The sequence below is a fragment of the Achromobacter sp. MYb9 genome, assembly GCF_002975275.1.
GTDB lineage: Bacteria > Pseudomonadota > Gammaproteobacteria > Burkholderiales > Burkholderiaceae_B > Achromobacter.
Genome location: NZ_PCOQ01000019.1, coordinates 72,238 through 98,054 on the forward strand (window position 1 = coordinate 72,238; position 25,817 = coordinate 98,054).

The window sequence follows — 25,817 nt, forward strand, 5'->3', positions numbered from 1 at the left end:
ACATGCCGCGCGTGGCCAAGCTGGCGCACATCAATGCCACGCAGAAGGGCTATGAGTACTGGTCCACGCTGCACTGGATAGAAATGAACGAGGCGCGCAAGCCCATGGATGACAAGCGCTTCCGGCAAGCCGTCATGTACGCCATCGACCGCGAATTCATCGCCAAGCGCATCATGTTCGGCATGGGCACGGTGTCCACCGGGCCCTTCCACCGCAACACGCGCTTCCATGACCCCAACATCAAGCAATATCCGTACGACCCGAAAAAGGCCATCGCCCTGCTCGACGAAATGGGCCTGAAGCCGGACGCCAAGGGCGTACGCGTGAAACTGGGGCTGATCCCCAATCCCTATGGCGAAATGCAGCGCCGCATCGCCGAATACACCAAGCAGAGCCTGGGCAAGGTCGGCATCGCGATCGATATCGAAAGCACCGACGTCGGCGGCTGGACCACGCGCATGGGCAACTGGGATTTCGACATGGCCTACAACGGGGTATTCCAGTACGGCGACCCGGCCATCGGCGTGTCGCGCACCTACGTCAGCAGCAACATCAAGAAGGGCCTGGCGTTCACCAATACCTCGCAGTACCGCAACCCCAAGGTAGACGAGCTGTTCGACCAGGCGGCCACCGCGGCCACGGACGAGGAACGCCAGCGTCTGTACACCGAAGTGCAGAAAATCCTGGCGGAAGACGTGCCGTTGGCCTGGATCGACGACACCAATTACTCCACCTTCCTGGACAAGCGCGTGCATGGCGCCATCACGACCGGCCTGGGCGCCGTGGACACCTACGCCGACGCCTGGCTGGCGGCAAAGTAGCCGGGCGCGGGCGGCCGGGCGCCACGCCCGGCCGTCGCGTTCCGGTCAGGGCCGGCCGGCGTGCGGCACGTCTACCCGCGTCGTCAGGATCCGGGCTTCGGGCTTGGCGCGGCGGTTGGCCTCGATGAAGTCGGGCGCCGCCGCCATGAATAGCGTGCGGCCGTCCGGCCCGCCCAACGCCGCGGCGAAAATACCGAATTCACCGGTATCGATCTGCTCCAGGATCTTGCCGCCGCGTTCGACCCGCACGATCCGCTTGCCGATGGCGTCCGCCACCCAGAGCGCCCCGTCCGCATCCAGCGCGCCGCCGTCCGGGCCGATGGCCGAGGCGGCGATCAGCACCGACAGGTCGTCGCTATCGGGCAGCGCGCCGAAGTCCGCCCAGTCACGCCGCGCGCCCAGCGCGCCGTTGGGTTGAATGTCGAATTCCGAGATCCGGTTGCCGAAGGTTTCGTTGACGATCAATGTCTTGCCGTCCGGCGTGATGAAGGAGCCATTGGGAAAACACAGCCCGTCGGCCACCACCTGGGCCACGCCGTCCGTGTCCACGCGCACCAGGGTGGTCGTGGCCACCGGAGCCCCAGCCATCAGGTCGAAGCCGAAATTGCCCACGTAGGCCCGGCCCTGCGCGTCCACCACCATGTCGTTGATCGGGCCGCCCGTCAGCGCGGACAGGTCGGCATGCACCGCCAGCGTGCCGTCCGGCTCGCGGCGCAGCACCTTGCGGTCTTTCATGGACGAGATCAGCAAGCGGCCATCGGGCAGCCACCCCAACCCCGACGGCTGCTGCGGCACGCGACATATCTGCTCCACCTTGCCCTGGAGGTCCACCGCGATCACCTGCTCGGTGTAGAAGTCCGACGCCCACAGGCGGTCCTCGTGCCACCGCAACCCTTCCAGGTAGGTGTATCCGGAAGCCAGCACGGACAATTCGCGTTTCGGCATTGCCTTGTCTCCTGTCTATCGCCCCGCTATTGGGGCCGGTTCTTTTTGACGCCCGGCACGCGCTTCCTGAGGCGGCCGGGCCGGCCCATTCTGGCATGGTTGATCCGTCCCCGACCTGACAACTAACTGTCAGCTTCGCGGCGTTAACATCGCGCCCCAAGGGAAAACCCGAATTCTTCGGCCCACCCTGGCATATCCGTCATCGGACCGCCGTGCCCGCCCTATGCCGGCGGGCCCAGCCCTTTTTTTCGGGGCTGCGCGGCAGTTCCCTCGTTTCCGTTTTGATCATGAATACAAAGAAGCTGACGCGTTACATCGGCATTGCGATGGTATTGGGCGTCGCGGTAGGTTACCTCTGCAATAAGACGGCGCAGGACGCGAAAGAAGCGGCGCAGATTGCGTCGTACTTCAGCCTGATCACGGACATCTTCCTGCGCATGATCAAGATGATCATCGCCCCCCTTGTGTTCGCCACGCTGGTGTCGGGGCTGGCCAGCATGAGCGACGCCAACGCGGTGGGCCGCATCGGCTTGCGCGCCATGATCTGGTTCATCGCCGCATCCGCGATTTCGCTGCTGCTGGGCCTGATGCTGGTCAATATCTTCCAGCCGGGCGCGCACATGAATCTGGCGATCCCGGACGCCGGCATCAGCTCGGGCCTGAAGACCGGCGATTTCACGCTCAAGACCTTCATCGCCCACGTGTTTCCCAAGAGCATCGCGGAAGCCATGGCGAACAACGAGATCCTGCAGATCCTGGTGTTCTCGCTGTTCTTCGGCGCCGCGCTGTCCTTTATCCGCGGCAAGGGCTACAACACGATCTACAACATGATCGACGAGCTGGCCAAGATCATGTTCCGCGTGACCGACTACGTGATGCGCTTCGCGCCGCTGGGTGTGTTCGCCGCGATGGCCGCCGCCATCACCACCGAAGGCCTGGGCGTGCTGGTCAGCTACGGCAAGCTGATCGGCGAGTTCTACCTGGGCCTGGCGCTGTTGTGGGCCATCCTGTTCGGCGTCGGCTATCTGTTCCTGGGCAAGTCCACGCGCCGCCTGGGCGGCCTGATCAAAGAGCCCACGCTGCTGGCCTTCTCCACCGCCAGCAGTGAATCCGCCTATCCCAAGACCATCGAGGCGCTGGAGCGTTTCGGCGTGTCCAAGCGCATTTCGGGTTTTGTGCTGCCGCTGGGTTATTCGTTCAACCTGGACGGTTCGATGATGTACCAGTCCTTCGCCGTGCTGTTCATCGCTCAGGCCTACAACATCGAAATGAGCTTCGCCCAGCAACTGACGCTGCTCTTGGTGCTGATGGTGACCAGCAAGGGCATGGCGGGCGTGGCCCGCGCATCGCTCGTCGTCGTGGCCGCCACGCTGCCGATGTTCCACCTGCCCGAGGCCGGCCTGCTGCTGATCATGGGCATCGACCAGTTCTTCGACATGGGCCGCACCGCGACCAACGTGGTGGGCAACAGCCTGGCCACCGCAGTGATCGCCAAGCTGGAAGACGACCGGGGCGAAGCCCCCGAGGCCGCGGCCGCTTCGGAAGGCGAAGGCGAGGCCCGCCCCGCCAACCAAGAAGCCTAAAAAGGTAGGCCCCCACGCCGCGCACACTAACGTGTGCGTGCTGCCCCCCAAGGGGGCTTTTTTCTTAACACCTGTCAGCTTGACCTGCCGGCGCGGGCGGGAGCAACATAGGGCTCCCTGCCTGACTTCCGGCGCGGCGCCTTGGCGCCACGCGCACCCTGCATGCCATGACACCCCTACCCCTGCGCGGCGTCCTGGCGGCCATCGTCTTGACGGCCGTCGTGCCTGCCGCACACGCCTGGACCCGCATTTCGTGCGACTTGTCCGGCATCGCGTCCACGCCTGCCGTGCAAATCCGCCAGTACCGTACCGATGGCACGGAGTTGGCGCAGACGACATTCCGGCTGAAGGTCAAATCGGCCGACATCCCCGACGGGGCGCGCGCCGATACGGATTGCACGGAATTCGTGGACCGCGACATCGACGTCACGCTTGCAAACACGCCCCCGGGTCAGATCCGCAAGGGCCAGCCGATCACATTGCGCTACCGTTACGACGAATCGCTGGGCCAGAGCCTGGCGACGAAATTCGAACGGGTCCGCTAGCCCCTCGCGCAGCGGGCAGAGGGGCGTTCAGGCTTAGTCGTTGACCGAGCAGGACACCGGCGTCCCGTCTTCGAATTCAACGTCGTAGGTGTGGACGGGATCCCAGGGCAGCGTGAACCACAGTTCGTAGCCGTCACCGTCTTCGTCGAACAGCCACAGCGCGCGCAGCACGGCCTTTTCGGCCATGGCTTCCGGCGTTTCTTCCTTCAGCAGCTGGTCGTCTTCGATGCCCAGTTTCTTGCAGTGTTCGTACGAATAGTTGTCCAGCAGGAACTCGGACGCTGCCAGGATGTGATCATCCAGATTGTCGATGATGGCCTTGACCACCTTGGACGCGCCACCGTCGGGTTCTTCGCCGTCCGTCTGGATCATGACGTGGATAGGCGGACGGCCGTTGCCGGCGGGCACGTTCTCGGCCGCCCACAGATCGGGTTCTTCGGGGTCTTGGGTGAAATTGAATCGTGCCATCGCGCGCTCCGGAAAATTGGATGACGAACCGTAAAAAACGGCTTCGCCTTGGCCAGCCGCAAGAACGCGGCTCCGCCTTAGGCCGTTACGCCCTTTCGCCATTTAACCAGATGCGGGGCCACCCGTCTGTGGCCGGATGCGATGTTTTTGCGCCTATACGCGTTCCAGCGGCGAATGCGGCAACGGCGGCAATTCCGTCCGGATGAGGTCGCCCGCGCCGACCGCCCCGCCCTCCAGCACAATCCCCATCACGCCGGCCCGGCGCAGCAGGCTGCCGTCCGGGTTGCGCCCCAGCACGGCGGCGGTCAGCCCTTTCTGGTAATTATCCAGTTGCAAGCACGGGTTGCGCAGACCGGTAACCTCGATGACCGCGTCGGCGCCGATGCGCAGGCGGGTCCCGCGCGGCAGGGCCAGCAAGTCGATGCCACGGGTGGTGATGTTCTCGCCCATCGTCCCTTCGGCCACGTTGAAACCTGCCAGTTGCAGCTCGTCGTGCAGTTCGGCCTGGATCAGGTGGACCTGCCGCAGGTTGGGCTGCGTCGGGTCGGCCTTGACCCGCGACCGGTGTTTGACGGTAACCCCAAGATGGGCGTCGCCCTCGACGCCCAGCCCCTTCAACAGCACGATCCGGGGCACGACAGGTTTGCTGAACGCGTGCACGGCGCTTAGCGCCACCGCAGTCACCATCGGGTTCATCGGGAATCTCCGCAATGGCCGTCAGGCCGCCACGCGTTGCGCGTCGCGCATCGCTGCCGCCGGCGCGCGCGCTGGCAAATAATGGGTCGAGAATACCAGCCGGCCGGCCGACCAGGTATGACTGATCAAGGGCATGCCCCCTACCTGCGCCACCGCCACCAGATCGGCGCGCTGGCCCACCGCGATGCGGCCGCGATCCGACAGCCCGCAGGCATCCGCGGGGTTGGCGGTGACCAGCGCGATGGCCTGCGGCCATGTCAGGTCGGTCTGCGCCGCCACCGCGAACGCCGCGGCGATCAGCGTGGACGGCTGGTAGTCGGAACACAGGCAACTGGCCACGCCCGCCCGGATGGCGTCGATGGCGCGCATCGATCCGCTCTGGCTCTGGCCGCGCAGCACGTTGGGCGCGCCCAGAATCGTCGGCAGCCCGCAAGACACCGCCGCGCGCGCCGTGTCCAGCGTGATCGGGAATTCGCTCATCGCCACGCCCAGGTTGCGCATGGTGGCGATGCGCTGGATGGAATCGTCATCGTGGCTGGCCGTGGGGATGCCCAGCGAGTGCGCGTGCGACAACAGCGTCTCGACCCGGGTCACCGCACCGTCCTTGGCCCGCGTCTTGGCGTGGGCGGCCGCTTCCGCCTGCTCGCGGCTCATCGCGTGGTTGCCCATCATGTATTGCAGATAGGATTCCAGCGTCTTGAACTGCCCTTGGCCGGGCGAATGGTCCATCACTGAAAGCAGGTCCACGGCGCCCTCGTCCATCAACCCGCGCAGCACGTCCACCGAGGTTTCGTCGGTCACTTCGTAGCGGCAGTGCACGCGGTTGTCCACCAGGCTGTGCTGGCGAAAGGCACGCACGGTGCGCACCACTTCCGCCGCCGTCTTATTGTTGCGCACGCCCCATTCATTGTTCGCGAACGACAGCGCGTGATAGGGCGTGGTGATGCCCGCCGCGGCGTTGCGGCGGTCGACCTGCGCCACCGCGAAATCCAGCGGGAACAGCACCCGCGAGCGCGGCTCGGCTTCCTTTTCGATGGCGTCGCAATGCAGGTCGATCAAGCCAGGCATCAGGGTCTGGCCTTGCAGGTCGATCTGGCGGTCGGCTCGCGCGCCATCGGGTTCGATGGCCACGATGCGGCCATCGTCGATCAGCACGGCGCTGTTTTCCAGGACGCGATCGGGCATCACGACGCGGGCATGGGTCAGATAAACGCTCTGCATGATTACTCCAGGTCCGCGGTGACGGGCTGAGCGGGACGCAAGGCCAGGGTTTTCGTGGCGACGGCGTCGCGCACTTCCTCGTCATGGAAGATGCCCAACAGGCAACGGCCGGCGGCCAGGGCTTCGTGGATCAGTTCGATGACCACGCGACGGTTGTCGGCGTCCAGCGACGCGGTGGGCTCATCCAGCAGCAGAATGGGGTGGCGCGCGATGAAACCGCGCGCGATGTTCACCCGCTGCTGTTCACCGCCCGAAAACGTGGCCGGCGCCAGACCCCACAGCCGCGGCGGCACGTTCAGGCGCTGCAGCAAGGCGCCCGCCTGGCTGCGGGCGTCTTCCGTCTCTACGCCGGCCACGCGTAGCGGCTCGGCCACGACATCCAGCGCCGAGACACGCGGGATCACCCGCAGGAATTGGCTGACGTAACCGATCACGTCACGGCGCAGCGCCAGGATGCGCTGCTCGGGCGCCCCCGCCAGTTCCACCCATACGCCATGGGCCCGCACGCGAATGCTGCCCTCGGTCGCCAGGTAGTTGCCGTACAGGCAGCGCAGCAACGTGCTTTTTCCGGTGCCCGAGGGGCCAGCCAACACCAGGCAATCGCCGGCGTCAGCGTCGAAATCCACGGCATCCAGCACCGGTAGCCGGATGCCGCCCTGGTTGTGCAGGGTGAAGTTTTTTCCGAGGCCCCGCACCTCGATCATGGAAGTGGTTTGGCGCATGTTCAGCTCTGCAGAATGGAAGACACCAGCAACTGGGTGTAGGGGTGTTGGGGATCGTCGAGAATCTGGTCGGTCAGCCCGCTTTCGACCACGACGCCCCCGCGCATGACCAGCGTGCGGTGCGCCAGCAGACGCGCCACCGCGAGGTCGTGCGTGACGACGATCGCCGCCAGCCCCAGGTCCGCCACCAGCTGGCGCAACAGGTCCAGAAGCCGCGCCTGCACCGACACGTCCAGCGACGCCGTGGGTTCGTCCATGAACACCAGGCGCGGATGCGTCACCAGGTTGCGCGCGATCTGCAGGCGCTGCTGCATGCCGCCTGAAAAAGACACCGGCGTGTCGTCCAGCCGGCCCGCGTCGATCTCCATCTTCTGCAGCCAGTTGCCGGCCACGTCGCGCAGGTCGCCGTAGTGGCGGTCGCCAACCGCCATCAACCGTTCGGCGATATTGGCGCCCGCGCTCACTTGCATGCGCAGGCCGTCACGCGCGTTTTGCCGCACGAATCCCCAATCGGTGCGCGACAACAGCCGCAGCCGCGCGCCTTGCAGCGCCGCCAGATCGATGAAGCCCTGGTCGCGCGTGTCATACCAGACACTGCCGGCATCGGGTTGGGTTTGGTACGACACGGCCGACAGCAGCGTGCTCTTGCCCGAGCCGGACTCGCCCACCACGCACAACACTTCGCCCGGATACAGGTCGAAGCTGACGTCGCGGCAGCCATGCACGCCGTCCCAGGTGCGCGTCATGTTGCGCACGGAAAGCAAAGGTTGGGGAATCATGCGGCGGCCTCGTTGTCGCGTTGCTGCGTCTGGCGGTGGTTGCAGTATTCGGTATCCGAGCACACGAAGCGGCGCGTGCCCGCATCGTCCAGGATGATCTCGTCCAGAAAGCTGTCGCGCGATCCGCACAGGTCGCAGCACTCGCTCCACTTTTCCACCGTGAACGGATGGTCGTCAAAGTCCAGGCTCTTGACACGGGTGTACGGCGGCACCGCGTACACGCGCTTTTCGCGGCCCGCGCCGAACAACATCAGCGCGGGATTGCCGTCCAGCTTGGGGTTGTCGAATTTGGGAATCGGCGACGGCCGCATCATGTAGCGGTCGTTCACGATGACCGGATAGTCGTAGGTGGTGGCGATGTGGCCGTGCTGCGCGATGTCTTCGTACAGCTTGACGTGCATGCCGCCATACTCGGCCAGCGCGTGCATCGTGCGCGTCTCGGTTTCGCTGGGTTCCAGCCAACGCAGCGGTTCCGGGATCGGCACCTGGAACACCATCACCTGCCCTTCGGCCAGCGGCGTTTCAGGGATGCGATGGCGCGTCTGCACGATGGTCGCGTCTGGCGTGGATTCCGTCGTCGGCACGCCCGTGACCCGGCCGAAGAAGCGGCGGATGCTGATGGCATTGGTCGTGTCGTCCGAGCCCTGGTCGATGACTTTCAGCACATCGTCCTTGCCGATGATCGACGCCGTGACCTGGATGCCCCCCGTGCCCCAGCCGTAAGGCAGCGGCATTTCGCGGCTGCCGAACGGCACCTGATAGCCGGGAATCGCCACGGCCTTGAGCAAGGCGCGGCGCAGCATGCGCTTGGTGGATTCGTCCAGGTAGGCGAAGTTGTAGTGGTCGTCGCGTTCGACCGTTGCGTGTTGTGCGTTCATGGGGAAACCGCCTCGTCCATCAGATCATGGGGGGCCGGCTGGGGCGCGGCGCGGTCGGCGCGCATGCGGCGCAACAGCTCCAGGTTGGCCTGAAAGTCCACGTAGTGCGGCAGCTTCAAGTGCTGCACGAAGCCCGATGCCTCGACGTTGTCGCTGTGGTACAGCACGAACTCGTGGTCGTTGGCCGGGGAATCGGCGCGTTCGCCCAAGTCCTTCGCCTTCAGCGCGCGGTCCACCAGCGCCATCGACATGGCCTTGCGTTCGCCGTAGCCGAACGTCAGCCCGTAGCCCCGAGTGAACTTCGGCCCGTCTTGCGCGTTGCCGGCGAACTGGCTGACCATCTGGCATTCGGTGATCTCGATTTCGCCGACCGTCACGGCGAAGCCCAGTTCTTCGATATGCATCTCTACTTCCAGCGTGCCGTAGCGGATCTCGGCCGCGAACGGGTGCGTGTTGCCGTAGCCGCGCTGCGTGGAATAGCCCATGGACAGCAAGAAGCCTTCGTCGGCGCGCGCCAGGTTTTGCAACCGGGCGGCGCGCGATGCCGGGAAGTCCAGCGGCTGGCGCGTCAGGTCGAAGGGCTCGGGGTCGCCTTCCGGCACCGGCTCGGCGTCGATCAGGTCATCGTGCGCCAGCAGGTCCGTCACGCGCGGCATGTCGCTGTCCAGCGCCTGCTCGCCGGGCGGCAGCGCGTCGGCTTCGCGCTGCGCCTCCAGCGAAAAGTCCAGCAGGCGCTGCGTGTAGTCGTAGGTAGGACCCAGGATCTGTCCGCCAGGCACGTCCTTGAACGTGGACGATATGCGGCGCTGCAAGCGCATGGCGCCCGTGTCGATGGGCTGCGTATAACCAAAGCGCGAGAGCGTGGTGCGATACGCCCGCAACAGGAACACGGCCTCGATCACATCGCCCGCGGCCTGCTTGAGCGCCAGCGACGCCAGTTGCGGATCGTAGAGCGACCCTTCGGCCATCACCCGCGACACTGCCAGCGGCATCTGTTCGCGGATCTGGTCCAGGCTCAGCTCGGGCACCTCGCGGTCGCCCCGCCGGTAGCCGTCCAGCATGCGGTAGGAATTCAGGATGGCGCGTTCGCCCCCTTTCACGGCGACATACATGTCAGTTCTCCACGCGCGTCGTGCGCGGCAATCCACACATCCGCCGGCCATGCGTCAGGAACACGTCGACGCCCAGCGGAAACCGTTGATGATTCAGCCGCCATTCGCGCCAGAAGCCGTCTGGCAAGCCCTCTACCGACAAGTCCTGGCGCGTCTGGATGCCCGGGCCGGACAAATGGACGGTGGCGCCCTCGGTCAGCGAGGCAACGTCCATCAGCAGCGTGGTGGACAAATCGGGATAGGCGGGGTCGCCCTGATGGCAGACGGACAACGCCGGCGCCTCGAAGCCCGCCGGCACCGCGGCAAAGCGCGCCAGCGCGGGCGACGGCACGATGGGGCAGGCGCAATGGAAACGCAGGAATGCCAGCACGTCGGCGCCCACCTCGCGGGGCAGCCACAGCGGCGTATCCACGTCCACCAGGGTCAGCAGCATCGCCGCCATCGCGGGCGACAGCCCGGCCGGCACGCCGCTTTCCGCGACAATCTGGTGGACACGGCCGGGGTGCGCCAGGGCCTGCAAGGCCACGCGGAAGGTCGTTTGCGCGTCGTTGACCGGATCGGTAAAGCCCGGCAGCAAGCCGCGGCTGGCCACCGGGGCATTCAGTGTCTGTGGTTGCATGTCAGTCTTCGCCTCGCACCATCGTGAAGAACTCCACCTTGGTCTGCGCCGCCACCTGTGCCTGGCGCTGGGCCCGGTCGGCATGCGCGCGTGCCAGCGGCTGGATCAACTGGACTTGCACGGTGTCGTGCCAATCCGGCAATTGCAGCAGCGCGTCGGCCACGGCCGCCTGTTCGGCGTGCCGCAGCGAACGGCCCTGCACATAGGCCACGCCAACCACGCCATCGCCCAGCGTGACGGCGCAACGTGTCACGGTCATTTCGCCCAGGTTGAAGCGCGCCCCGGTGCCGCCACTGCGTGCCCGCACCATGGTCATGCCCGTTTGGGCGGGCCGCAGCATCTGGTGCGCGGGCAAGTTGCCCAAGGCGGTGAACGCCCCTTCCAGCGCGGCCGGACTGGCCAATGACAGGACGCGCATCCAGGCGGCGCGCAGGGCATTGGCGGCGTCCTGTCCTGCTAATGAGTGATCCATTATTTCCTCTACACGTCTAGACGACTGGATGAAGTATGATCGCTCTGAATTCCAAGTTCAACAGTCTGGCGTGAATTTTTGATGACAGTCGCGACGAGTGTGCACCGCCTATCCGGCCGCCGCCGCATCAGGCACAATCACAGCCATTCTTCATGAAGCTGATGTGACAGCACGAGCACACCCTATGGTCGAAAGAGGTTCCGGCATCGCCGTCTGGCGGCAAATCGGCGAGTCCCTGGCGGACGACATCCGCAACAAGCTCTATATGGCGGGCGAACAACTGCCGTCCGAGCCGGAGCTGGCCGCCAAATTCTCGGTCAACCGCCATACCATCCGGCGCGCCATGGGCGAATTGGAGCAAAGCGGGCTGGTCCGGATCGAACAAGGGCGCGGCACCTTCGTGCAAGAACACGCCATCGATTACGCCATCGGCAAGCGCACGCGCTTTTCCGAAAACCTGCGCAGCCAGGGCGTGCTGGGCCACGTGGAAGCCGTGGGCAGCCAGACCTTGCGCGCGGCCGATATCGCCAAGCACCTGGGGCTGCCGCGCACCGCGCCGCTGTTGCGGGTGCAGATCGTCGGCAAAGCCGAAAACCGGCCCATCAGCGCGTCTGAACACTTCTTCGACGAAAAGCGCTTTCCGGAATTCGCCGACCGGCTGACCGCCTTGCGGTCGGTGTCGAAGGTCTATGCGCATTACGGCATTGATGACTACACGCGCAAATGGTCGCGCATCACCGCCGCGCTGCCCACGCCGGAAGTCGCCCGCATGCTGGGCCAGCCCAAGACGCGGCCGATCCTTCAGGTGGAAGCGCTGAACGTGGACCAGGACGGCGCACCGCTGCAATACAGCGTCACCCGCTTCGTGGGCGACCTGGTGCAGCTGATGGTGTCAGACGACAGCTAGAACACGGCGCCGTTGCCGCCGGGCACGCCCGCGGCAACGGCGCAAAACACCCGGAAAGCAACAACACACATCTAGACATCTGGTTGTCATGCAATATCGATAACGTCATGCCATGAACTCAAATGCCCCCTCGCCCCTGGCCGGTGTCACAGGCCAACGCATCCTGACGCCGCGTGGCGTCGAACCGATCAGCCTGCGCTTTCATGGGGGGTTGATCGACGACTGCGGCGCCACGCCCGCCCGCGGCGCGCCCTGGTTCGACGCCGGCGATCTGCTGGTGCTGCCCGGCATCGTCGACCTGCACGGCGACGCCTTCGAACGCGCCGTCATGCCCCGGCCCAGTGTCACCTTTCCCTATGACAGCGCGCTGTTCGACGTAGACCGCCAATTGCTGGCCAACGGCATCACCACCGAATTTCACGGCGTGACCTTGTCCTGGGAGGGAGGGTTGCGCGGCGAGGCCTATGCCGAGCGCATGTTCGACGCGCTAGCGCGCATGCAGCACATGATGGGCGCCCGGCATTACGTGCATCTGCGATTCGAAACCCATCACGTGGGCGGTGTCGACCTGGCCCAACAGTGGATCCGCGACGGCCGCGTGCGTTTCCTGGCCCTGAATGACCACCTGCCCAGCATGGCGCGCCGCCTGGGCGACGACCGCAAGCTGATGCAATACGCCAACCGCGCCGAGTGCGACCTGGACACGTTCCAGGCGCGCATCCGCGCCGCGATGTCCGCTGCCGATTCGGTTGCCGACGCCATGCGAGAGCTCACAGCGTGCGCGCAGGCGGCCGGCTTGAAAGTCGCCTCACACGACGATCCCGATGCCGCCACGCGCCGCTATTACCACCAGCTGGGCTGCGGCGTGGCGGAGTTTCCGTTGACCCGGGAAGCCGCCGGCGTCGCCCGCGACCTGGGCAACTCGGTCGTCTTCGGCGCGCCCAACGTCGTGCGCGGCGGCAGCCACACCGGCGCGCCCAGCGCCACCGAGATGGTGCGCGAAGGGTTGTGCGACATTCTGACGTCTGACTACTACTACCCTGCCCCGCTGGCCGCCGTCATGCGGTTGGCGCAAGACGGCGTGTTGCCCCTTGAGCAGGCCTGGAATCTGGTGTCGCTGAACCCGGCGCGCGCCGCCGGGCTGAAAGACCGCGGCGCGCTGGCGCCGGGGCTGATCGCCGACGCCATCGTGGTGGACGACCACGTGGCCGGATTGCCGCGCGTGGTCGCCGCGATCGTGGGTGGCGAACTGCGCTACGCGACACGCGTATTCGGTCACGACAACAGCCTGCGCATGGCGGCCTGACCATGCCGCTTGCCTATCGCTATGCCCTGTACCTGGCGCCCACCGGCCCGTGGCGCGACTACGGCAGCCGCTGGTTGGGCCGCTGCGCCGACACCGGCGTGGCGCTGCCCCCCCCGCCCGGCATGCCGGAACCTTGCCGCGCCTGGACGGAAGCGCCCCGCCATTACGGCTTGCACGCCACCTTGAAGCCTCCCTTCCGGCTGCGCGCCGGCGCCACGCCACAAGCGGTGGACGCGGCGGCCCAGGCGGTGGCGCGCGCCATCTTTCCTTTCGAGGTGGAACTGGAATGCGAAATGCTGCGCGGTTTTCTGGCGTGGCGCATCGCTGAATCCGATACGCAGGGCCGGGCCCGCATCCAGGCCCTGGCCAACGCCGCCGTGCGCGGGCTGGACGACTTGCGCGCCCCGCCCACCCCGGAAGAAATCGCGCGCCGCCAGCCGCAATCGCTGTCCCCCGAACAGCAGGCCATGCTGGCGCACTGGGGCTATCCCTATGTCTTCGATACCTATACGTTCCACATCACGCTGACCGGAAAACTGATGGGCGACGCGCTGGAACAGGCGCAACGCGGCATCGCGGCTTTCGCCGATCCGTTACGCGGCCAGACCATGGCGGTGCCCGCCATCAGCATCTTCGTGCAGCCCCAGCCCGGCGCCGACTTCATCGCAGCGCGCCACTATGGCTTCGATGGCACGCATACCGACGCCATCGGCGCCGACTACCTGCAAGGGCCGCCCGCGCCATGATCCAGGCAGCCACGGCCTCGCCGCCCGCCGATGGCAGGCGGCTGATCTACCTGATGGGCGCCTCGGGCAGCGGCAAGGACACGCTGCTGCGGCTGCTGCGCGCCCACCTGCAACACGATGAACCCGTTCTGGTCGCGCACCGCTACATCACCCGCGACAGCGGCGGCACCGAAGACGCGCTACCTCTATCGACGGAAGAGTTCGTGCGCCGCGCGGCGCTGGGTTGCTTCGCGCTGCGTTGGGCCAGCCACGGGTTGCACTACGGCATCGGTATCGAAATCGACACCTGGCTGGCCTGCGGCGCGGCCGTCATCGTCAACGGGTCGCGCGCGCACCTGCCGGCGGCCCACGCCCGCTATCCCGCGCTGACGGCGGTGGAAATCACCGTTGACCCCGCCCGGCTCGCGCATCGCCTGGCCGGCCGCGGGCGGGAAAGCACCGAACAGATCGCGCAACGGCTATCGCGCGCCACGCAGGCCTTTGCCGTGCCGCAGGCGTGCCGCCTTGCGCAGGTCAATAATGACGGCGCGCCCGAATCGGCGGCCGCGGCCCTGCTGACGATTGCCCGGGAACAACTCGCCCGGTAATGGGTGCTGGCGGGGGAGGTGTCAGGCGGCGGGCGGGTCGGCGCACAGGTCCAACAATATGTCCGAAAAGCGCTCTTCCGCCGCCAGCGGCTGCTCTCGCCTGCGGCGGATCAGGTTGATGGGCGGCAGCTCCCAACCGAAATCCCAAGGCACCATGCCCAGCTTGCCCCGCTGGCAGAGTTCGCGCGCGATGTCCTCGGGCACGACCGAGATCAGCGCCTCGTTCATTGTCAGCATGCCTTCGATCACGTCGGTGGAATAGGCTTCCAGCACCGGCGACGGCGGGCGCAGCCCGGCTCGGATGAAGTGCTCCATGATCAGTTGCCGCGTAGGCGTATTGGCCGCCGGCAAGACCCAGTCCATGGCGGCCACGGCTGGCCAGTCCGGCGCCCGCCGGGCCAGGCGCTGCGCCAGCCGGCTGTGCGCGATCAGGCGTGGACGCTGCCGGTACAGCACCCGGTGCATCAGGTCGTCCAGCGCCACGGTCGACGTTGCGCGGCTGACGATGCAGTCCAGCTCGTGCCGACGCAACATCGGCACCAGATGGTCCGTGGTGGCCCGATGCAGCGTCAGCGTCACCCCGTGGCGCTGATGCAGCCGGCTGATGGCCGCCGTCAGCAAGGCGCTGGACACATACGGCACCACACCGACGTTCAGGTGCGCGGAACGGCCGGCATGCAGGGCCTCGACCTCGCGCGCCCACAGATCCAGATCGCTCTGCATGTGGCGCGCGCGCAGCAAGGCCAGTTCGCCCAGTGGCGTGGCCTGCAGGCCGCGACCGCTGCGCAGGAACAGCGGCGCGCCGAAAATGTCCTCGAGTTCGGCCAGGGCCTTGGTGACGGCGGGCTGGCTGATGCCGGTGGCCGCCGCCACCCGGGTCAAGGAGCCATGCTTGGCGATGTTGGTCAGCAGCGCCAGATGGCGGTGCTTCAGGCGGTTGGCCAGACGGGCGGCATCCCAGCTCATGGGTTTCTCTATAACCAAATGGTTATTCAATTATGCCAACAAAGCTGAATCGAGTTATTTCACACTCCTATACTTCCGTTCACTTTCCCCGCTGCCCTTTCCGTCACCATGCGCGATTCCTTCACCACCCGTCCCGAAATACGCGGCACCTTCGGCGTTGTGTCATCCACGCATTGGCTCGCCACGCAGGTGGCGATGGGCGTGCTGGAACGCGGCGGCAACGCCTATGACGCCGCCGTCGCAGGCGGCTTCACCTTGCAGATCGTCGAACCCCACCTGAACGGGCCGGGCGGCGAAGTGCCCATCCTGCTCTGGAGCGAAAGCGAACAGCGCATGCGCGCGCTCTGCGGCCAGGGGCCCGCGCCCGCCTTGGCCACGCCTGCGTATTTCCGGGAACTGGGGGTGGAACTGGTGCCCGGCATCGGCCTGCTGCCAGCTACCGTGCCCGGCGCATTCGGCGCCTGGCTGACCTTGCTGCGCGACTACGGAACCTGGGAGCTGGCCGACGTGCTGCAACCGGCTATCGACTATGCGCGCAACGGCTTTCCGCTGGTGCCCCGCGTGTCGCAGGCCATCCTGGCCGTGCAAGCGCTGTTCCGCGATGAATGGACGACTTCGCGCGATGTCTGGATGCCGGACGGCCGCGTACCGGCGCCCGACGCCCTGTTCCGCACGCCCGCCATCGCCGCGACCTACACGCGCATCCTGAACGACGCGCATGCCGCCAGCGGCGACCGGCGCGGCCGGATCGACGCCGCGCTGGAGAGCTGGTACCGCGGTTTCGTTGCCGATGCGATCGACGCCTACTACACCCATGAGGCCGTGCGCGACACCACCGGGCAACGCAACCGCGGGCTGCTGCGCAAAGCGGACATGGCCGACTGGCGCGCCACCTACGATGAACCGGCCACCACGCAATACGGCCGCTACACCGTGGCCAAATGCGGCGTCTGGTCGCAAGGCCCCGTGCATTTGCAGCAGTTGGCGATGCTGCGGCACTTGGGGCTGGATGGCCTGGACCCGACCTCGCCGCAATTCGTGCATCGCATCGCGGAAGCCGCCAAACTGGCGTTCGCCGACCGTGCCGCCTGGTATGGCGACCCCGACTTCGTGCAAGTGCCGCTGGCCGCGCTGCTGAGCGACGCGTATGCGCGGCAGCGAGCCGCGGGCATCGGCACACAAGCGTCCACCGTTTTGCAACCCGGCAGCCCCGACGGCATGGCCCCCCGCCTGCCCGACCTGGCTGCCGCAGGCCGCACGCTGGCCGCCTCCGACATCCGGTTCGGCGTGGGCGAGCCCACGTTCGCGGCGCTGCCGCCCGTGGCCGAATGGGCCGCGCGCGAGATCTTCGTGGGCGACACCTGCCAGATCGACGTGATCGACCGCCACGGCAACATGGTGGCCGCCACGCCTTCGGGCGGCTGGCTGTCGTCCAGCCCGGTGGTGCCGGGCCTGGGTTTCCCGTTGACGACCCGGCTGCAGATGACGTGGCTGGACGAGGGCGTGGCGGGCCAGTTGCAGCCGGGCAAGCGCCCTTGCACCACCTTGTCGCCCGGCCTGGTGCTGCGCGACGGGCAACCCTATATGGCGTTCGGCACGCCGGGCGGCGACCAACAGGACCAATGGACCGTGGCGTTCTTCCTGCGCCACGCGATGGGCCTGAACCTGCAGGAAGCCATCGACGCGCCGTCCTGGCACATTGACCATTTCCCGGGCTCGTTCTGGCCACGCAGCCAGACACTGAACCGCCTGACGGTGGAGTCGCGCCTGCCCGAGGCCACCGTCCAGGCGCTGCGCGATGCCGGCCACGAGGTCAAGGTGGGCCCCGCCTGGTCCGAAGGCCGGATCAGCGCCTGCACGCGCGAACCCGCGGCGGGTGGCGGCTTGCTGCTACGCGCCGGCGCCAACCCGCGCGGCATGCAGGGCTATGCGGTCGGCCGATGATCCTGATCAACCATTTCCATTCCAGCCGGCGTCCAGACCGGCACTTGCACAAGGGGTAATCACCATGACGTTGCGATTCAAACGATTGTTGCGCGCCTGCGCGTTCGGACTGGCGCTGACCGCGCCCGCGCTGTCCCAGGCCGCCTGGCCGGAAAAACCCATCACGCTGATCGTGCCCTGGGCGGCGGGCGGCTCCACCGACATCCTGGCGCGCGTGCTGTCGGAAGGGTTGACGAAATCACTGGGCCAGTCCGTCATCGTCGAGAACCGCTCCGGCGCGTCCGGCAATATCGGCACCACCTTCGTGGCCCGCGCCAAGCCTGACGGCTACACCCTGCTGGTCGGTTCGATGAGCACCCACACCATGAACCAGGCGCTGTATTCCAACATGCCGTTCGATGGCGTGAAGGACTTCACGCCCATCGCCGAACTGGCGCTGGTGACGAACACGATGGTGGTCCATCCGTCCGTGCCCGCGACGAACCTGAAGGAGTTCATCGCCTACGTGAAAGCGCGCCCCGACACCGTCGCCTACGCGTCGGCCGGCCAAGGCTCGACCAACCACCTGAGCGCGGCGCTGTTCGAGAAAGCCGCCGGTGTGAAGATGATGCACATCCCCTACCGCGGCGGCGCCCCCGCCGTGCTGGACACGGTGGCCGGCCGCACCCAGGTGCTGTTCAGCGCGGGCACGCAGACACTGCCCCACGTGCAGACCGGCAAGCTGAAACTGCTGGCCGTTACCGAGGAACAGCGCTCGCCGCTCTTGCCCGAGGTGCCTACCGTCGCCGAAACCCTGCCCGGCTACGAGCTGTCGGTCTGGTACGGCGCCTTCGGCCCGGCGGGCATGCCGCCCGAACTGACCGCACGCCTGAACCGCGAGATCAACCTGATCCTGAAGCGCCCCGACGTCATCAAGAAAATGGGCGACATGGGCGTGCTGCTGACCGAGACGACGCCAGAGCAATTCGGCCAGATCCTCGTGCGCGACGCCGACAAGTACGGCAAGCTGATCAAGGAATTGGGGATCACCGCGGAATGACCGGACACGCTATCGCGCATCATCCCGTGCCGGGCAGCGTGCAGGCCGTTGTCCTGGCTTACGCCTCCTCGGACGCGGCCGCCGCGCTGCAAGCCGTCGATGCCTACGCCCGCGCCGCGCTGGGACACGCCCTGTGCACCGTCAACCGCTACGACGCCGACGCCATGCGCGTCGTGCGCCTGTACAGCTCCAACCCGCAGGCCTATCCCCCGGGCGGCAGCAAGGACAAGCGCGGCACGTCCTGGGGCCGCCACGTCCTGCTTGAGCAACGGGTGTTCGTGGGCGAAGGCGAAGCCGCGATCCGCGAGTTCTTCAACGACCACGACGCGATCCGCGACCTGGGCCTGCAATCGGTGATCAACATTCCGGTGGTCTACGCCGGCGCATGCCTGGGCACCGTGAACTTCCTGATGCCGCGCGCGAAGGTGTCGGAAGCGGATGTCGACCACGCCCGGCTGGCCGGCTTGCTGGCGTTGCCGGCGTTCCTGGCGCTACGCGCCGCGGGCTGACAACGCCTTGGCAAGTGGCCCGCGCCTGGCGGGCCACTTGCCGCTTAGATCAACGCCCGCCGGATTCTCGACGACAACATGTCGATCACGATCACGAAGGCCACGATAATGATCATCACCGCGCAGGTTTCGGCGTAACGGAAGCTGCGGATGATTTCCCACAGCACCGTGCCGATGCCGCCGGCGCCCACGATGCCGACCACCGACGCCGAACGCACGTTCGACTCGAAGCGGTACAGCGAATAAGAGATCCACAGCGGCAGCACCTGCGGGATCACGCCGTAGACGATCTCTTCCAACGCGTTCGCGCCGGTGGCCCGCACGCCTTCGACCGGACGCGGGTCGATGGCTTCGACGGCTTCCGAAAACAGTTTGGCCAGCACGCCGGTCGTGTGCACCCACAGGGCCAGCACCCCCGCGAAGGGCCCCAGCCCCACGGCCACGATGAACAGCATCGCGAACACCATTTCATTGATGGCGCGGCACGCGTCCATCAAGCGGCGCATCGGCTGGTAGACCCACGCCGGCACCATGTTCGACGAACACAGCAACCCCAGCGGCACGGCCACCACGATGGCAAGAAAGGTGCCCCACACGGCGATCTGCACCGTCACGATCATCTCGTCCAGGTACATGCGCCAATCGCGGAAATTGGGCGGAAAGAAATCGGCGGCGAACTGGGCCATATTGCCAGAGTCGCGCAGCAGGTCCAGCGGCCGCATGTCCGCGCCGCGCCACGACATGACAAGCAGCGCCAGCACGACGGCCCAGACAATAAGGACCGGCAGCGACGAACGCGGCGCGGCAGGCAGGCGAGAGGGATGGGTAGCGAGGTTCATGGAGAAAGACGGTCCGCTTGGAGCATTCGGAAAGAGAGTCGCCGACGCGCGTCACTGCGCGCCGGCGACTTGCGGCAAGGCTTATTGCTTGGCGGAGGCGGGCTGGCCCAGGCTGGCCAGCTTGCCGTCCAGCTCGGTCAGCTGCTTCTGCTTTTCGGCTTGGCCCAGCGTGGTGTCGGCTTCGATCTTGGCCTTTTCGCGGGCCAGTTCGATCTGGCGGATCGGCACCAGCTGCTGGTTGTCGGACGGGCGGAAGCCCTGGTAGGTCAGCGCCTTCAGGTTCGCCAATTCACGTTCGGCGTCCTTGCCCTTGCCGTAGTTGACGAAGAAGTCGCGAACGCGGGCCTTGAGATCCGCGGGCAGGTCCGAGCGCATGACGAGCGGGTCGGCCGGGATCAACGGCGACTTCCACAGCACGCGCACGCTGTCGTTGGCGTCCTTACCGGTGCTCAGGCGATAGCGCTCCAGCGCTTCGGTATTGTTGACCGCCACGTCCACCTGCTTGTTGATGACCGACAGCAGATTGGTTTCATGGTTGCTGGCGCGTACCGTCTTGAAGAAGGTCTTGGGCTCGATCTTGTTGGCCGCCCACAAGTAGTAACCGGGCACGGCGGTGCCGGACGTGGAGTTGGGGTCGCCCGCGCCGTAGCTCAGCTTGGCGCCGTTCTTCAATACGTCGTCCAGCGTCTTCAGGTTGCTGTCCTTGTTGACGATCAGCAGCGACCAGTAGCCGGGGTTGCCGTCCTTGTCGATGACCGAGGCGAACACTTCGCCCTTGGCGCGGTCCACGGCTTCGATGGCCGACTTGTTGCCGAACCAGCCCAACTGCACCTTGTTAAAACGCATGCCCTCGATAATGCCGGCGTAGTCCGACGCGAAGAAGGGTTTGACCGGCACGCCGACGGCGCGGCTGAGATCGTCGATGACGGGTTGCCACACGGACTTCAGGTTGGTCGACGACTCGGTCGAGATGATGCCGAAATTCAACGTCTTGGCGTCTTGCGCGTAGGCCTGCGTGGACAGCGCGGCGGCGGCGATCAGGGTGACGAAGGTTCTGCGTAGCATGGGTGACTCCGGGGTATGTAAGGGCAGAGAGGGCAAAAGCGCGGCGACGCGGGCTTCAGGCCGCTTGCGCCAGTTGGGACAACGGCGCCAGACCGGGCATGGCCGGCGCGCGGGACGAATATTCGGGAAGCAGCTCGCTCAGCTCGGAGCCGTACAGGTCACGCAGCATTTCCGGCGTCAGGTCGGCCGCGCGGCCGTCGTAGACCACCTTGCCGTGACGCAGCGCGACCACGCGGGGGCAATAGCGCAACGCCACGTCGACCTGGTGCAGCGACACCACCACGGCCACTTTGCGGCTGCGGTTGATCTGGGCCAGCGTGTCCATCACGCGGCGCGACGACTCGGGATCCAGCGACGCGATGGGTTCGTCGGCCAGGATGACGCGCGCGTTTTGCACCAGCGTGCGCGCGATCGCGGCGCGTTGCTGCTGGCCGCCGGACAGGGTGGAGGCGCGCTGAAATGCATAGTCGTCTATACCAACCTGGGCAAGCGCTTCCAGCCCCTGGCGCACTTCATCCCGCAGGAAGCAGCGGGTCAGGCTGCGCCACAGCGGCACCCGCGGCAGCATGCCGGTCAGGACATTGGTGATGACCGGCAGGCGGCCGACCAGATTGAATTGCTGGAACACAAAGCCGATGCCGGCGCGCGCCGCACGCACATTGCGGCTCAGGCGGCCATTCCGCTGAATCTGCTGGCCATTGACCTTGACGCTGCCTTGCCCCGCATCACCGGCGACAAAGCCCGCAAGATGGCGCAGCAGCGTGGACTTGCCGGATCCCGACGCGCCCAGCAACGCCACCATTTCGCCGTCCGCCACCTGGAGGCTGACGTCGTCCAACGCCTTGGCACCGGCATGGAAGGTCTTGCTCAAGTTCTGCACTTCGATGGCGTACGTCATCGCCTGATCCCCTTTTGTGTGGTCATTGCGGCATTCTGTTTTCGCCGCATGACAGCGCGATGACCCGGGGATCGATTCATTTCGCGGAAAATAAGGGGTCAGCAACCCGCTGAAAGACCTCCGTCATAAACGGCCCGGCGCGCGGGTTGCGTCGCCTTGCGGCGCGGGTATATTTGAATGGTTCCCTCACTTGCCTGGCGCTCATCATGATCAAAGGTTCCTGCCTGTGCGGCCGCATTGCTTACGAAATCAACGGCCCCCTAACCAACGCCCTGAACTGCCATTGCGTCATGTGCCGCAAGTCGCACGGCGCGGCCTTTCGCAGCCGCGCATCGGTCCAGGCCACGGACTTCCAGTGGACGAAGGGCGAGAATCACGTGACCTGGTATGCCTCGTCGCCGGGCAACTACCGGGGCTTTTGCGAGGCCTGCGGCACGCCGCTGCTTAGCCGCTTCGATCAGACGCCCGATACCTACGGCTTGCCGTTGGGCGCCCTGGACGACGATCCCGGCGTGCGGCCCGCGGCGCATTGCCACGTAGCGGCCAAGGCGCCATGGTTCGACATCACGGATGGCCTGCCGCAATACCCGGGCGAATTCCACGGCGTGGACGAATCGCGGGCCCAGACCGTTACATAAAAATTCAACCTGTTGGTTGAATGTTGGAACGCATCGATTTATATTCAACCTTATGGTTGAACTTATTCCCGCCCCCGCCCTGGATGCCGTCTTTCGCGCGCTGGCCGACCCCACGCGCCGCGACATGCTGCGCAGCCTGACGCAGGGGGATAGAACCATCGGAGAGCTGGCCGCGCCCCTGCGCATGAGTTTCGCCGGCGCGTCCAAACATGTGCAGGCCCTGGAACGCGCCGGTCTGATCCGGCGCACCGTCCACGGCCGCACCCATGTGTGCAGCCTGAATCCGGAACCCATGGCCGAAGCCATGGAATGGCTGCGTTTCTATGAACAGTTCTGGGCGGGCAAGCTGGATGCGCTGACTTCGGCGCTGACCGCTCATTCCCCCCCGCCCCCGTCCCTAGGAGAGCAACATGAGTGATCACGGCGTCGTCCTGGATCCCACGACCCTGCGCTTTACCCGCCAGCTTCCCGCCAGCGTGGAAACCGTATGGGCGTTCCTGACCGAATCCGAAAAACGTGGCCGCTGGCTGGCCACCGGCGACATGGAATTGCGCGAAGGCGGCGGCGTGACCCTGCGTTTCGTGCACGCCGATCTGTCCTCCGTGGCCGAACCCACGCCGGCGCCCTATCAGGCGTACGAAAACGGGGTCACCACCCACGGCGTCATCACCCGCTGCGAGCCGCCCCGGCTGCTGGCCTTCACCTGGGGCGGGTCCAAGGGCGAACCTTCCGAAGTGATGTTCGAACTGTCGCCCGAAGGCGAAGGCACGCTGCTGGTGCTGACGCACCGCAAGCTGAACTCGCGCGGCGACATGGTCGATGTGGCGGGCGGCTGGCACACCCACCTGGGCGTGCTGTCGGCCAGGCTGGAAGGGCGCGAGCCCGGCCCGTTCTGGTCCGCGCACCACCGCTGGGAAGCCGACTACAAGACGCGCATCCCCGGGGCCTAGAGTCGTTCAGTAGCAACTATCACGGCGCAGCGGCAGATAAATACTGGCTAATCGCTGCGCTTTGCAGTAACATAAGTCCGTGATTTTTCCGCAAAAAACCGGGCTTCGGTCACTCTGCGTGCCAACCTGTATCCCTTCGGGCGACCCCCAAGATACCCAGGCTGCCCCCGGTTTGGTTGAGATTTATCTCGAACGGATAGTTGCGAAAGACACGCACGACACGAAACGCACGCAAGACACGAAACGCACGCACGCCAAGACCGCGAACGACGCCGCAACATTGTTTTGCCGACCGGCGTTGCAACAACCGCCCCACCCCGCTTCTTCCGGCGCTGTGCGCTTGCACGGTGTCGCGACCAAGCCGCGCACTGCGCGCATATTGCCCACGCTGCGCGAGTATTCGTCATTTCAGACATCCACCAGGGATGCCATGACTCTTACCCGCGCTTGCCCGAACGTTTCACGTTCAAACCGCTGGACCTGGTTATTTGAGTCCAACGCGCTTGCCGCCTCGCGCGGCGCGTCATGCCGCCGGCCTGGCTGCGCGTATTGATCAAGGAGTAGAGAATGGCTAAAGAAGAACTCATCGAATTGGATGGCATCGTTGACGAAGTGCTGCCCGATAGCCGCTACCGCGTCAAACTGGACAACGGCATCGAAGTTGGCGCCTATGCCTCCGGCCGCATCCGCAAGCACCGTATCCGCATCCTGGCAGGCGATCGCGTCACCCTGGAAATGTCGCCCTACGACCTGACCAAGGGCCGCATCAACTTCCGTCACAAGGACGAGCGCGCTCCCGCTCCGCATCGTCCCCAGCAGTACCGCCGTTAAGCCAGGGCTCCAGGGCCGGCCCCAGGCCGGCTCCCTGCTGCCCCTATTCGCGCGGGCTTAAGCCCGAACCGCGACATGCCGTAATGCGTGGGACGTCCATTCGTGAAAGAATGGCGCGCTTGCCAGGCGCAATGTCTGGCGGGATACGCATGAAGCAAGATGGAACTTAAAGAAGAGTTGCAAGCCGCCGCCGACCAGCTTTCCCTGGCGCGAAGAAAATTCGTGAAAGGGGAGGAAGGCCTGCGCCTGCTTAACCAGTCGCGCGAGGCATTCATCAACAGCCTGCGCAACACCGGCCTGACCTACGCCGAAGCCAAGATCAAGTACGACAACTGCCTGGACGAGCAGGAAGCCCAGCAACGCCATGTGCGCCAGCAGATGGAATATGCCGAGCGCATGCACCAGTTCGTCCTGAACAAGATCGCGCAGCAGACCGCCACGGCCTGAAAAATCAGGGCTTGAACGCCCCGATGAAGATCGCGGGGTCGACCCGCGCATCGTTCAGACTGACGTTCCAGTGCAAATGCGGCCCCGTCGCCCGGCCCGTCGCGCCTACCTTGCCCACCACGCCGCCGCGCGGCACCTCGTCGCCGATCTTCACATCGATGGCCGACATGTGGCAGAACATGCTGACAAAGCCCTGCCCGTGGTCGACGAAGACCGTCTTGCCGTTGAAGAAATAATCCCCCACCAGCACGACCACGCCTGCGGCGGGCGACTTGATCGGCGTTCCGGCGGGCACGGCGAAGTCCAGCCCCGAATGCGGGTTGCGTTCCTTGCCGTTGAAAAAGCGCCGCAGGCCGAACGGGCTGGACAGGCGACCGCCGTTCACCGGGCGGTCTAGCAGCAGGTTGCTGGGCGTGACCCCGGCGCGATACGTCCGGTTGGCCGCGCTTTGCTCGGCCATCTCGCGCTCGATGCGTTTCATGTCGTCCGGATTGGGATCCACCTGCCGCGGATTCTTCAGGGTGATGTGCTGCGCGACGTATTCCTTGGCGCCCACCTTGAATGGCAGCTTGCGCTGGCCGCGCGCATCGCTGACCACCACCTGCTGCTCGCCGGGCTTCACGCTGAGCGGAATGCCGACCACGGCGATCCACTGCTTGCCCTCTTCGCGCACGACCAGCACACGCCGGTCCAGGAAGCTCACCTCGGGCGCGCGGTCGGCATCGCCCAGCGCCAACACGGCCACGCCGCCGGGCACCGGCGCGTTGAGTTTGCGCGAAATGAACCCCTGCTGCGCTTGCGCGCGCGTCGGCAGCCCGAAACCGATGGCGGCCGCGGCCAGCCCCGCGCGCAGTACCTCGCGGCGATTGAACATGGCGCTTACAGGCACAGGTTCGCGGGTTCGATGATGCTTTGGTCGCGGCGGGCGATGCGCGTCGACAGGCGGGTTTCGGTCTTGCCCTTCCAGGTCGTAGTGGTCAGCACGGCTTCAACGCCCAGGCTGTCTTCCTGCACCAGCTCAAAGCCGTTGCGCACGGTGTTTTGCTTGAAGTTGACGCCCTGGTTCTTCCAGGCGTCGGCCACGCACCGGGTGTAGTCCTCTGCCGTGCGCTGGGTCGCGCCATAGAAGACCGGATCGCGCTGACGCACGTCTTTGACATTGGCGCAGGCCGTCAACGCGGCCAGGACGGTAAGGGACAGGGCAAAACGAACCTTCATGACGGTAAGACTCTCAAGCAGGAGGGGTGGAAAGGGGCGGCAGAAACTATAACGCAGCGATCAGCC

31 protein-coding genes are annotated in these 25,817 nt (G+C 65.9%); 15 read left to right on the forward strand and 16 right to left on the reverse strand.

Annotation, left to right across the window (positions count from 1 at the left end; genetic code table 11):
* Positions 1 to 2: 2 nt before the first annotated feature.
* Complete coding sequence (locus tag CQ050_RS22825) at positions 3 to 821, forward strand: ABC transporter substrate-binding protein (RefSeq protein WP_233214243.1); 819 nt, start codon at positions 3 to 5, stop codon at positions 819 to 821.
* 45 nt (positions 822 to 866) lie between these two features.
* Here CQ050_RS22825 and CQ050_RS22830 read toward each other — a convergent pair whose 3' ends face one another.
* A complete protein-coding gene (locus CQ050_RS22830) occupies positions 867 to 1,766 on the reverse strand; it encodes an SMP-30/gluconolactonase/LRE family protein (RefSeq protein ID WP_105559100.1) in 900 nt (299 codons plus the stop codon).
* Positions 1,767 to 2,053: 287 nt separating this feature from the next.
* Between CQ050_RS22830 and CQ050_RS22835 the strand changes: the two genes are divergently transcribed.
* Both CQ050_RS22835 and CQ050_RS22840 read left to right on the forward strand, forming a co-directional pair.
* Positions 2,054 to 3,349 (forward strand): dicarboxylate/amino acid:cation symporter, encoded by a 1,296-nt coding sequence (locus CQ050_RS22835; protein WP_105559152.1) that lies wholly within the window; start codon positions 2,054 to 2,056, stop codon positions 3,347 to 3,349.
* Between the two features lie 167 nt (positions 3,350 to 3,516).
* Positions 3,517 to 3,894 carry a hypothetical protein gene (locus CQ050_RS22840; RefSeq protein WP_105559101.1) on the forward strand — a complete coding sequence of 126 codons (378 nt, stop codon included), beginning with the start codon at positions 3,517 to 3,519 and terminating at the stop codon, positions 3,892 to 3,894.
* Between the two features lie 33 nt (positions 3,895 to 3,927).
* Here CQ050_RS22840 and CQ050_RS22845 read toward each other — a convergent pair whose 3' ends face one another.
* From CQ050_RS22845 to phnG, 9 genes are all read right to left on the reverse strand, one after another.
* Positions 3,928 to 4,362: a hypothetical protein gene (locus tag CQ050_RS22845; RefSeq protein ID WP_105559102.1), complete on the reverse strand. Its 435-nt coding sequence runs from the start codon at positions 4,360 to 4,362 to the stop codon at positions 3,928 to 3,930.
* Between the two features lie 153 nt (positions 4,363 to 4,515).
* On the reverse strand, positions 4,516 to 5,058 hold the full coding sequence (locus tag CQ050_RS22850) for an MOSC domain-containing protein (RefSeq protein ID WP_105559103.1): 543 nt from the start codon (positions 5,056 to 5,058) through the stop codon (positions 4,516 to 4,518).
* Between the two features lie 21 nt (positions 5,059 to 5,079).
* The gene (locus tag CQ050_RS22855; protein WP_105559104.1) at positions 5,080 to 6,279 is read right to left on the reverse strand and encodes an alpha-D-ribose 1-methylphosphonate 5-triphosphate diphosphatase; all 1,200 of its coding nucleotides are present in this window, start codon (positions 6,277 to 6,279) and stop codon (positions 5,080 to 5,082) included.
* 2 nt (positions 6,280 to 6,281) lie between these two features.
* Entirely contained in the window at positions 6,282 to 7,001 is a 720-nt protein-coding gene (gene phnL / locus CQ050_RS22860; RefSeq protein WP_105559105.1) for a phosphonate C-P lyase system protein PhnL, read from the reverse strand.
* Positions 7,002 to 7,003: 2 nt separating this feature from the next.
* The gene (gene phnK / locus CQ050_RS22865; protein ID WP_105559106.1) at positions 7,004 to 7,780 is read right to left on the reverse strand and encodes a phosphonate C-P lyase system protein PhnK; all 777 of its coding nucleotides are present in this window, start codon (positions 7,778 to 7,780) and stop codon (positions 7,004 to 7,006) included.
* Positions 7,777 to 8,658, reverse strand: a complete 882-nt coding sequence (locus CQ050_RS22870) for an alpha-D-ribose 1-methylphosphonate 5-phosphate C-P-lyase PhnJ (protein WP_105559107.1) — start codon at positions 8,656 to 8,658, stop codon at positions 7,777 to 7,779. Before CQ050_RS22870 ends, phnK begins: the two co-directional genes overlap by 4 nt.
* Positions 8,655 to 9,770 carry a carbon-phosphorus lyase complex subunit PhnI gene (locus tag CQ050_RS22875; protein ID WP_105559108.1) on the reverse strand — a complete coding sequence of 372 codons (1,116 nt, stop codon included), beginning with the start codon at positions 9,768 to 9,770 and terminating at the stop codon, positions 8,655 to 8,657. Before CQ050_RS22875 ends, CQ050_RS22870 begins: the two co-directional genes overlap by 4 nt.
* Before the next feature lies 1 nt (position 9,771).
* Positions 9,772 to 10,389 (reverse strand): phosphonate C-P lyase system protein PhnH, encoded by a 618-nt coding sequence (gene phnH / locus CQ050_RS22880; protein ID WP_105559109.1) that lies wholly within the window; start codon positions 10,387 to 10,389, stop codon positions 9,772 to 9,774.
* Between the two features lies 1 nt (position 10,390).
* On the reverse strand, positions 10,391 to 10,861 hold the full coding sequence (gene phnG / locus CQ050_RS22885; protein WP_105559110.1) for a phosphonate C-P lyase system protein PhnG: 471 nt from the start codon (positions 10,859 to 10,861) through the stop codon (positions 10,391 to 10,393).
* A 184-nt stretch (positions 10,862 to 11,045) separates the two neighbouring features.
* Between phnG and phnF the strand changes: the two genes are divergently transcribed.
* From phnF to phnN, 4 genes are all read left to right on the forward strand, one after another.
* A complete protein-coding gene (phnF, locus tag CQ050_RS22890; protein ID WP_105559111.1) occupies positions 11,046 to 11,768 on the forward strand; it encodes a phosphonate metabolism transcriptional regulator PhnF in 723 nt (240 codons plus the stop codon).
* Positions 11,769 to 11,880: 112 nt separating this feature from the next.
* The gene (locus tag CQ050_RS22895; RefSeq protein ID WP_105559112.1) at positions 11,881 to 13,074 is read left to right on the forward strand and encodes an alpha-D-ribose 1-methylphosphonate 5-triphosphate diphosphatase; all 1,194 of its coding nucleotides are present in this window, start codon (positions 11,881 to 11,883) and stop codon (positions 13,072 to 13,074) included.
* Positions 13,075 to 13,076: 2 nt separating this feature from the next.
* The gene (locus CQ050_RS22900; RefSeq protein ID WP_105559113.1) at positions 13,077 to 13,820 is read left to right on the forward strand and encodes a DUF1045 domain-containing protein; all 744 of its coding nucleotides are present in this window, start codon (positions 13,077 to 13,079) and stop codon (positions 13,818 to 13,820) included.
* Complete coding sequence (phnN, locus tag CQ050_RS22905) at positions 13,817 to 14,407, forward strand: phosphonate metabolism protein/1,5-bisphosphokinase (PRPP-forming) PhnN (protein ID WP_105559114.1); 591 nt, start codon at positions 13,817 to 13,819, stop codon at positions 14,405 to 14,407. Before CQ050_RS22900 ends, phnN begins: the two co-directional genes overlap by 4 nt.
* Before the next feature lie 21 nt (positions 14,408 to 14,428).
* Here phnN and CQ050_RS22910 read toward each other — a convergent pair whose 3' ends face one another.
* Positions 14,429 to 15,373: a LysR family transcriptional regulator gene (locus CQ050_RS22910; RefSeq protein WP_105559115.1), complete on the reverse strand. Its 945-nt coding sequence runs from the start codon at positions 15,371 to 15,373 to the stop codon at positions 14,429 to 14,431.
* 108 nt (positions 15,374 to 15,481) lie between these two features.
* On the opposite strand from CQ050_RS22910, the gene CQ050_RS22915 reads away from it, so the two are divergent.
* The 3 genes from CQ050_RS22915 to CQ050_RS22925 all read left to right on the forward strand — a co-directional run bounded on the left by CQ050_RS22915 (position 15,482) and on the right by CQ050_RS22925 (position 18,865).
* A complete protein-coding gene (locus tag CQ050_RS22915) occupies positions 15,482 to 17,317 on the forward strand; it encodes a gamma-glutamyltransferase family protein (RefSeq protein WP_105559116.1) in 1,836 nt (611 codons plus the stop codon).
* Between the two features lie 64 nt (positions 17,318 to 17,381).
* Positions 17,382 to 18,356, forward strand: a complete 975-nt coding sequence (locus CQ050_RS22920; protein WP_105559117.1) for a tripartite tricarboxylate transporter substrate binding protein — start codon at positions 17,382 to 17,384, stop codon at positions 18,354 to 18,356.
* A complete protein-coding gene (locus tag CQ050_RS22925; RefSeq protein WP_105559118.1) occupies positions 18,353 to 18,865 on the forward strand; it encodes a GAF domain-containing protein in 513 nt (170 codons plus the stop codon). The genes CQ050_RS22920 and CQ050_RS22925 overlap by 4 nt, the downstream gene beginning before the upstream one ends.
* 44 nt (positions 18,866 to 18,909) lie before the next feature.
* Here CQ050_RS22925 and phnE read toward each other — a convergent pair whose 3' ends face one another.
* The 3 genes from phnE to phnC all read right to left on the reverse strand — a co-directional run bounded on the left by phnE (position 18,910) and on the right by phnC (position 21,667).
* Entirely contained in the window at positions 18,910 to 19,704 is a 795-nt protein-coding gene (gene phnE, locus CQ050_RS22930; RefSeq protein WP_105559119.1) for a phosphonate ABC transporter, permease protein PhnE, read from the reverse strand.
* Between the two features lie 81 nt (positions 19,705 to 19,785).
* Positions 19,786 to 20,769, reverse strand: a complete 984-nt coding sequence (phnD, locus tag CQ050_RS22935; protein WP_105559120.1) for a phosphonate ABC transporter substrate-binding protein — start codon at positions 20,767 to 20,769, stop codon at positions 19,786 to 19,788.
* A 55-nt stretch (positions 20,770 to 20,824) separates the two neighbouring features.
* Positions 20,825 to 21,667 carry a phosphonate ABC transporter ATP-binding protein gene (phnC, locus tag CQ050_RS22940; protein ID WP_105559121.1) on the reverse strand — a complete coding sequence of 281 codons (843 nt, stop codon included), beginning with the start codon at positions 21,665 to 21,667 and terminating at the stop codon, positions 20,825 to 20,827.
* Positions 21,668 to 21,873: 206 nt separating this feature from the next.
* On the opposite strand from phnC, the gene CQ050_RS22945 reads away from it, so the two are divergent.
* The 5 genes from CQ050_RS22945 (at position 21,874) to CQ050_RS22965 (ending at position 24,533) form a co-directional block, all read left to right on the forward strand.
* Entirely contained in the window at positions 21,874 to 22,305 is a 432-nt protein-coding gene (locus CQ050_RS22945; protein WP_105559122.1) for a GFA family protein, read from the forward strand.
* A 52-nt stretch (positions 22,306 to 22,357) separates the two neighbouring features.
* Positions 22,358 to 22,723, forward strand: coding sequence for a helix-turn-helix transcriptional regulator (locus CQ050_RS22950; protein WP_105559123.1), 366 nt, complete (start codon positions 22,358 to 22,360; stop codon positions 22,721 to 22,723).
* Entirely contained in the window at positions 22,716 to 23,255 is a 540-nt protein-coding gene (locus CQ050_RS22955) for an SRPBCC family protein (protein WP_105559124.1), read from the forward strand. The genes CQ050_RS22950 and CQ050_RS22955 overlap by 8 nt, the downstream gene beginning before the upstream one ends.
* Before the next feature lie 567 nt (positions 23,256 to 23,822).
* Positions 23,823 to 24,086, forward strand: coding sequence for a translation initiation factor IF-1 (infA, locus tag CQ050_RS22960; protein ID WP_006221179.1), 264 nt, complete (start codon positions 23,823 to 23,825; stop codon positions 24,084 to 24,086).
* Between the two features lie 159 nt (positions 24,087 to 24,245).
* On the forward strand, positions 24,246 to 24,533 hold the full coding sequence (locus CQ050_RS22965; protein ID WP_105559125.1) for a hypothetical protein: 288 nt from the start codon (positions 24,246 to 24,248) through the stop codon (positions 24,531 to 24,533).
* Positions 24,534 to 24,537: 4 nt separating this feature from the next.
* Here the strand turns inward: CQ050_RS22965 and CQ050_RS22970 are convergent, their stop codons facing one another.
* On the reverse strand, positions 24,538 to 25,407 hold the full coding sequence (locus CQ050_RS22970; RefSeq protein WP_105559126.1) for a M23 family metallopeptidase: 870 nt from the start codon (positions 25,405 to 25,407) through the stop codon (positions 24,538 to 24,540).
* Between the two features lie 5 nt (positions 25,408 to 25,412).
* Positions 25,413 to 25,751, reverse strand: a complete 339-nt coding sequence (locus tag CQ050_RS22975) for a hypothetical protein (protein WP_105559127.1) — start codon at positions 25,749 to 25,751, stop codon at positions 25,413 to 25,415.
* Positions 25,752 to 25,817: the final 66 nt, after the last annotated feature.

What these genes read in the sequence shown, in the direction of transcription:
- CQ050_RS22945 (WP_105559122.1), top strand. Translation starts at nt 21,874, where the DNA reads ATGATCAAAGGTTCCTGCCTGTGCGGCCGCATTGCTTACGAAATCAAC.
- CQ050_RS22845 (WP_105559102.1), bottom strand. Translation starts at nt 4,362, where the DNA reads ATGGCACGATTCAATTTCACCCAAGACCCCGAAGAACCCGATCTGTGG.
- CQ050_RS22965 (WP_105559125.1), top strand. Translation starts at nt 24,246, where the DNA reads ATGGAACTTAAAGAAGAGTTGCAAGCCGCCGCCGACCAGCTTTCCCTG.
- phnF (WP_105559111.1), top strand. Translation starts at nt 11,046, where the DNA reads ATGGTCGAAAGAGGTTCCGGCATCGCCGTCTGGCGGCAAATCGGCGAG.
- CQ050_RS22840 (WP_105559101.1), top strand. Translation starts at nt 3,517, where the DNA reads ATGACACCCCTACCCCTGCGCGGCGTCCTGGCGGCCATCGTCTTGACG.
- CQ050_RS22855 (WP_105559104.1), bottom strand. Translation starts at nt 6,279, where the DNA reads ATGCAGAGCGTTTATCTGACCCATGCCCGCGTCGTGATGCCCGATCGC.
- CQ050_RS22850 (WP_105559103.1), bottom strand. Translation starts at nt 5,058, where the DNA reads ATGAACCCGATGGTGACTGCGGTGGCGCTAAGCGCCGTGCACGCGTTC.
- CQ050_RS22975 (WP_105559127.1), bottom strand. Translation starts at nt 25,751, where the DNA reads ATGAAGGTTCGTTTTGCCCTGTCCCTTACCGTCCTGGCCGCGTTGACG.
- phnN (WP_105559114.1), top strand. Translation starts at nt 13,817, where the DNA reads ATGATCCAGGCAGCCACGGCCTCGCCGCCCGCCGATGGCAGGCGGCTG.
- CQ050_RS22875 (WP_105559108.1), bottom strand. Translation starts at nt 9,770, where the DNA reads ATGTATGTCGCCGTGAAAGGGGGCGAACGCGCCATCCTGAATTCCTAC.
- phnE (WP_105559119.1), bottom strand. Translation starts at nt 19,704, where the DNA reads ATGAACCTCGCTACCCATCCCTCTCGCCTGCCTGCCGCGCCGCGTTCG.
- phnH (WP_105559109.1), bottom strand. Translation starts at nt 10,389, where the DNA reads ATGCAACCACAGACACTGAATGCCCCGGTGGCCAGCCGCGGCTTGCTG.
- CQ050_RS22910 (WP_105559115.1), bottom strand. Translation starts at nt 15,373, where the DNA reads ATGAGCTGGGATGCCGCCCGTCTGGCCAACCGCCTGAAGCACCGCCAT.
- CQ050_RS22900 (WP_105559113.1), top strand. Translation starts at nt 13,077, where the DNA reads ATGCCGCTTGCCTATCGCTATGCCCTGTACCTGGCGCCCACCGGCCCG.
- CQ050_RS22825 (WP_233214243.1), top strand. Translation starts at nt 3, where the DNA reads ATGCCGCGCGTGGCCAAGCTGGCGCACATCAATGCCACGCAGAAGGGC.
- phnC (WP_105559121.1), bottom strand. Translation starts at nt 21,667, where the DNA reads ATGACGTACGCCATCGAAGTGCAGAACTTGAGCAAGACCTTCCATGCC.
- CQ050_RS22895 (WP_105559112.1), top strand. Translation starts at nt 11,881, where the DNA reads ATGAACTCAAATGCCCCCTCGCCCCTGGCCGGTGTCACAGGCCAACGC.
- CQ050_RS22920 (WP_105559117.1), top strand. Translation starts at nt 17,382, where the DNA reads ATGACGTTGCGATTCAAACGATTGTTGCGCGCCTGCGCGTTCGGACTG.
- CQ050_RS22955 (WP_105559124.1), top strand. Translation starts at nt 22,716, where the DNA reads ATGAGTGATCACGGCGTCGTCCTGGATCCCACGACCCTGCGCTTTACC.
- phnG (WP_105559110.1), bottom strand. Translation starts at nt 10,861, where the DNA reads ATGGATCACTCATTAGCAGGACAGGACGCCGCCAATGCCCTGCGCGCC.
- phnK (WP_105559106.1), bottom strand. Translation starts at nt 7,780, where the DNA reads ATGATTCCCCAACCTTTGCTTTCCGTGCGCAACATGACGCGCACCTGG.
- CQ050_RS22835 (WP_105559152.1), top strand. Translation starts at nt 2,054, where the DNA reads ATGAATACAAAGAAGCTGACGCGTTACATCGGCATTGCGATGGTATTG.
- phnL (WP_105559105.1), bottom strand. Translation starts at nt 7,001, where the DNA reads ATGCGCCAAACCACTTCCATGATCGAGGTGCGGGGCCTCGGAAAAAAC.
- infA (WP_006221179.1), top strand. Translation starts at nt 23,823, where the DNA reads ATGGCTAAAGAAGAACTCATCGAATTGGATGGCATCGTTGACGAAGTG.
- CQ050_RS22870 (WP_105559107.1), bottom strand. Translation starts at nt 8,658, where the DNA reads ATGAACGCACAACACGCAACGGTCGAACGCGACGACCACTACAACTTC.
- CQ050_RS22925 (WP_105559118.1), top strand. Translation starts at nt 18,353, where the DNA reads ATGACCGGACACGCTATCGCGCATCATCCCGTGCCGGGCAGCGTGCAG.
- CQ050_RS22970 (WP_105559126.1), bottom strand. Translation starts at nt 25,407, where the DNA reads ATGTTCAATCGCCGCGAGGTACTGCGCGCGGGGCTGGCCGCGGCCGCC.
- CQ050_RS22950 (WP_105559123.1), top strand. Translation starts at nt 22,358, where the DNA reads ATGGTTGAACTTATTCCCGCCCCCGCCCTGGATGCCGTCTTTCGCGCG.
- CQ050_RS22915 (WP_105559116.1), top strand. Translation starts at nt 15,482, where the DNA reads ATGCGCGATTCCTTCACCACCCGTCCCGAAATACGCGGCACCTTCGGC.
- CQ050_RS22830 (WP_105559100.1), bottom strand. Translation starts at nt 1,766, where the DNA reads ATGCCGAAACGCGAATTGTCCGTGCTGGCTTCCGGATACACCTACCTG.
- phnD (WP_105559120.1), bottom strand. Translation starts at nt 20,769, where the DNA reads ATGCTACGCAGAACCTTCGTCACCCTGATCGCCGCCGCCGCGCTGTCC.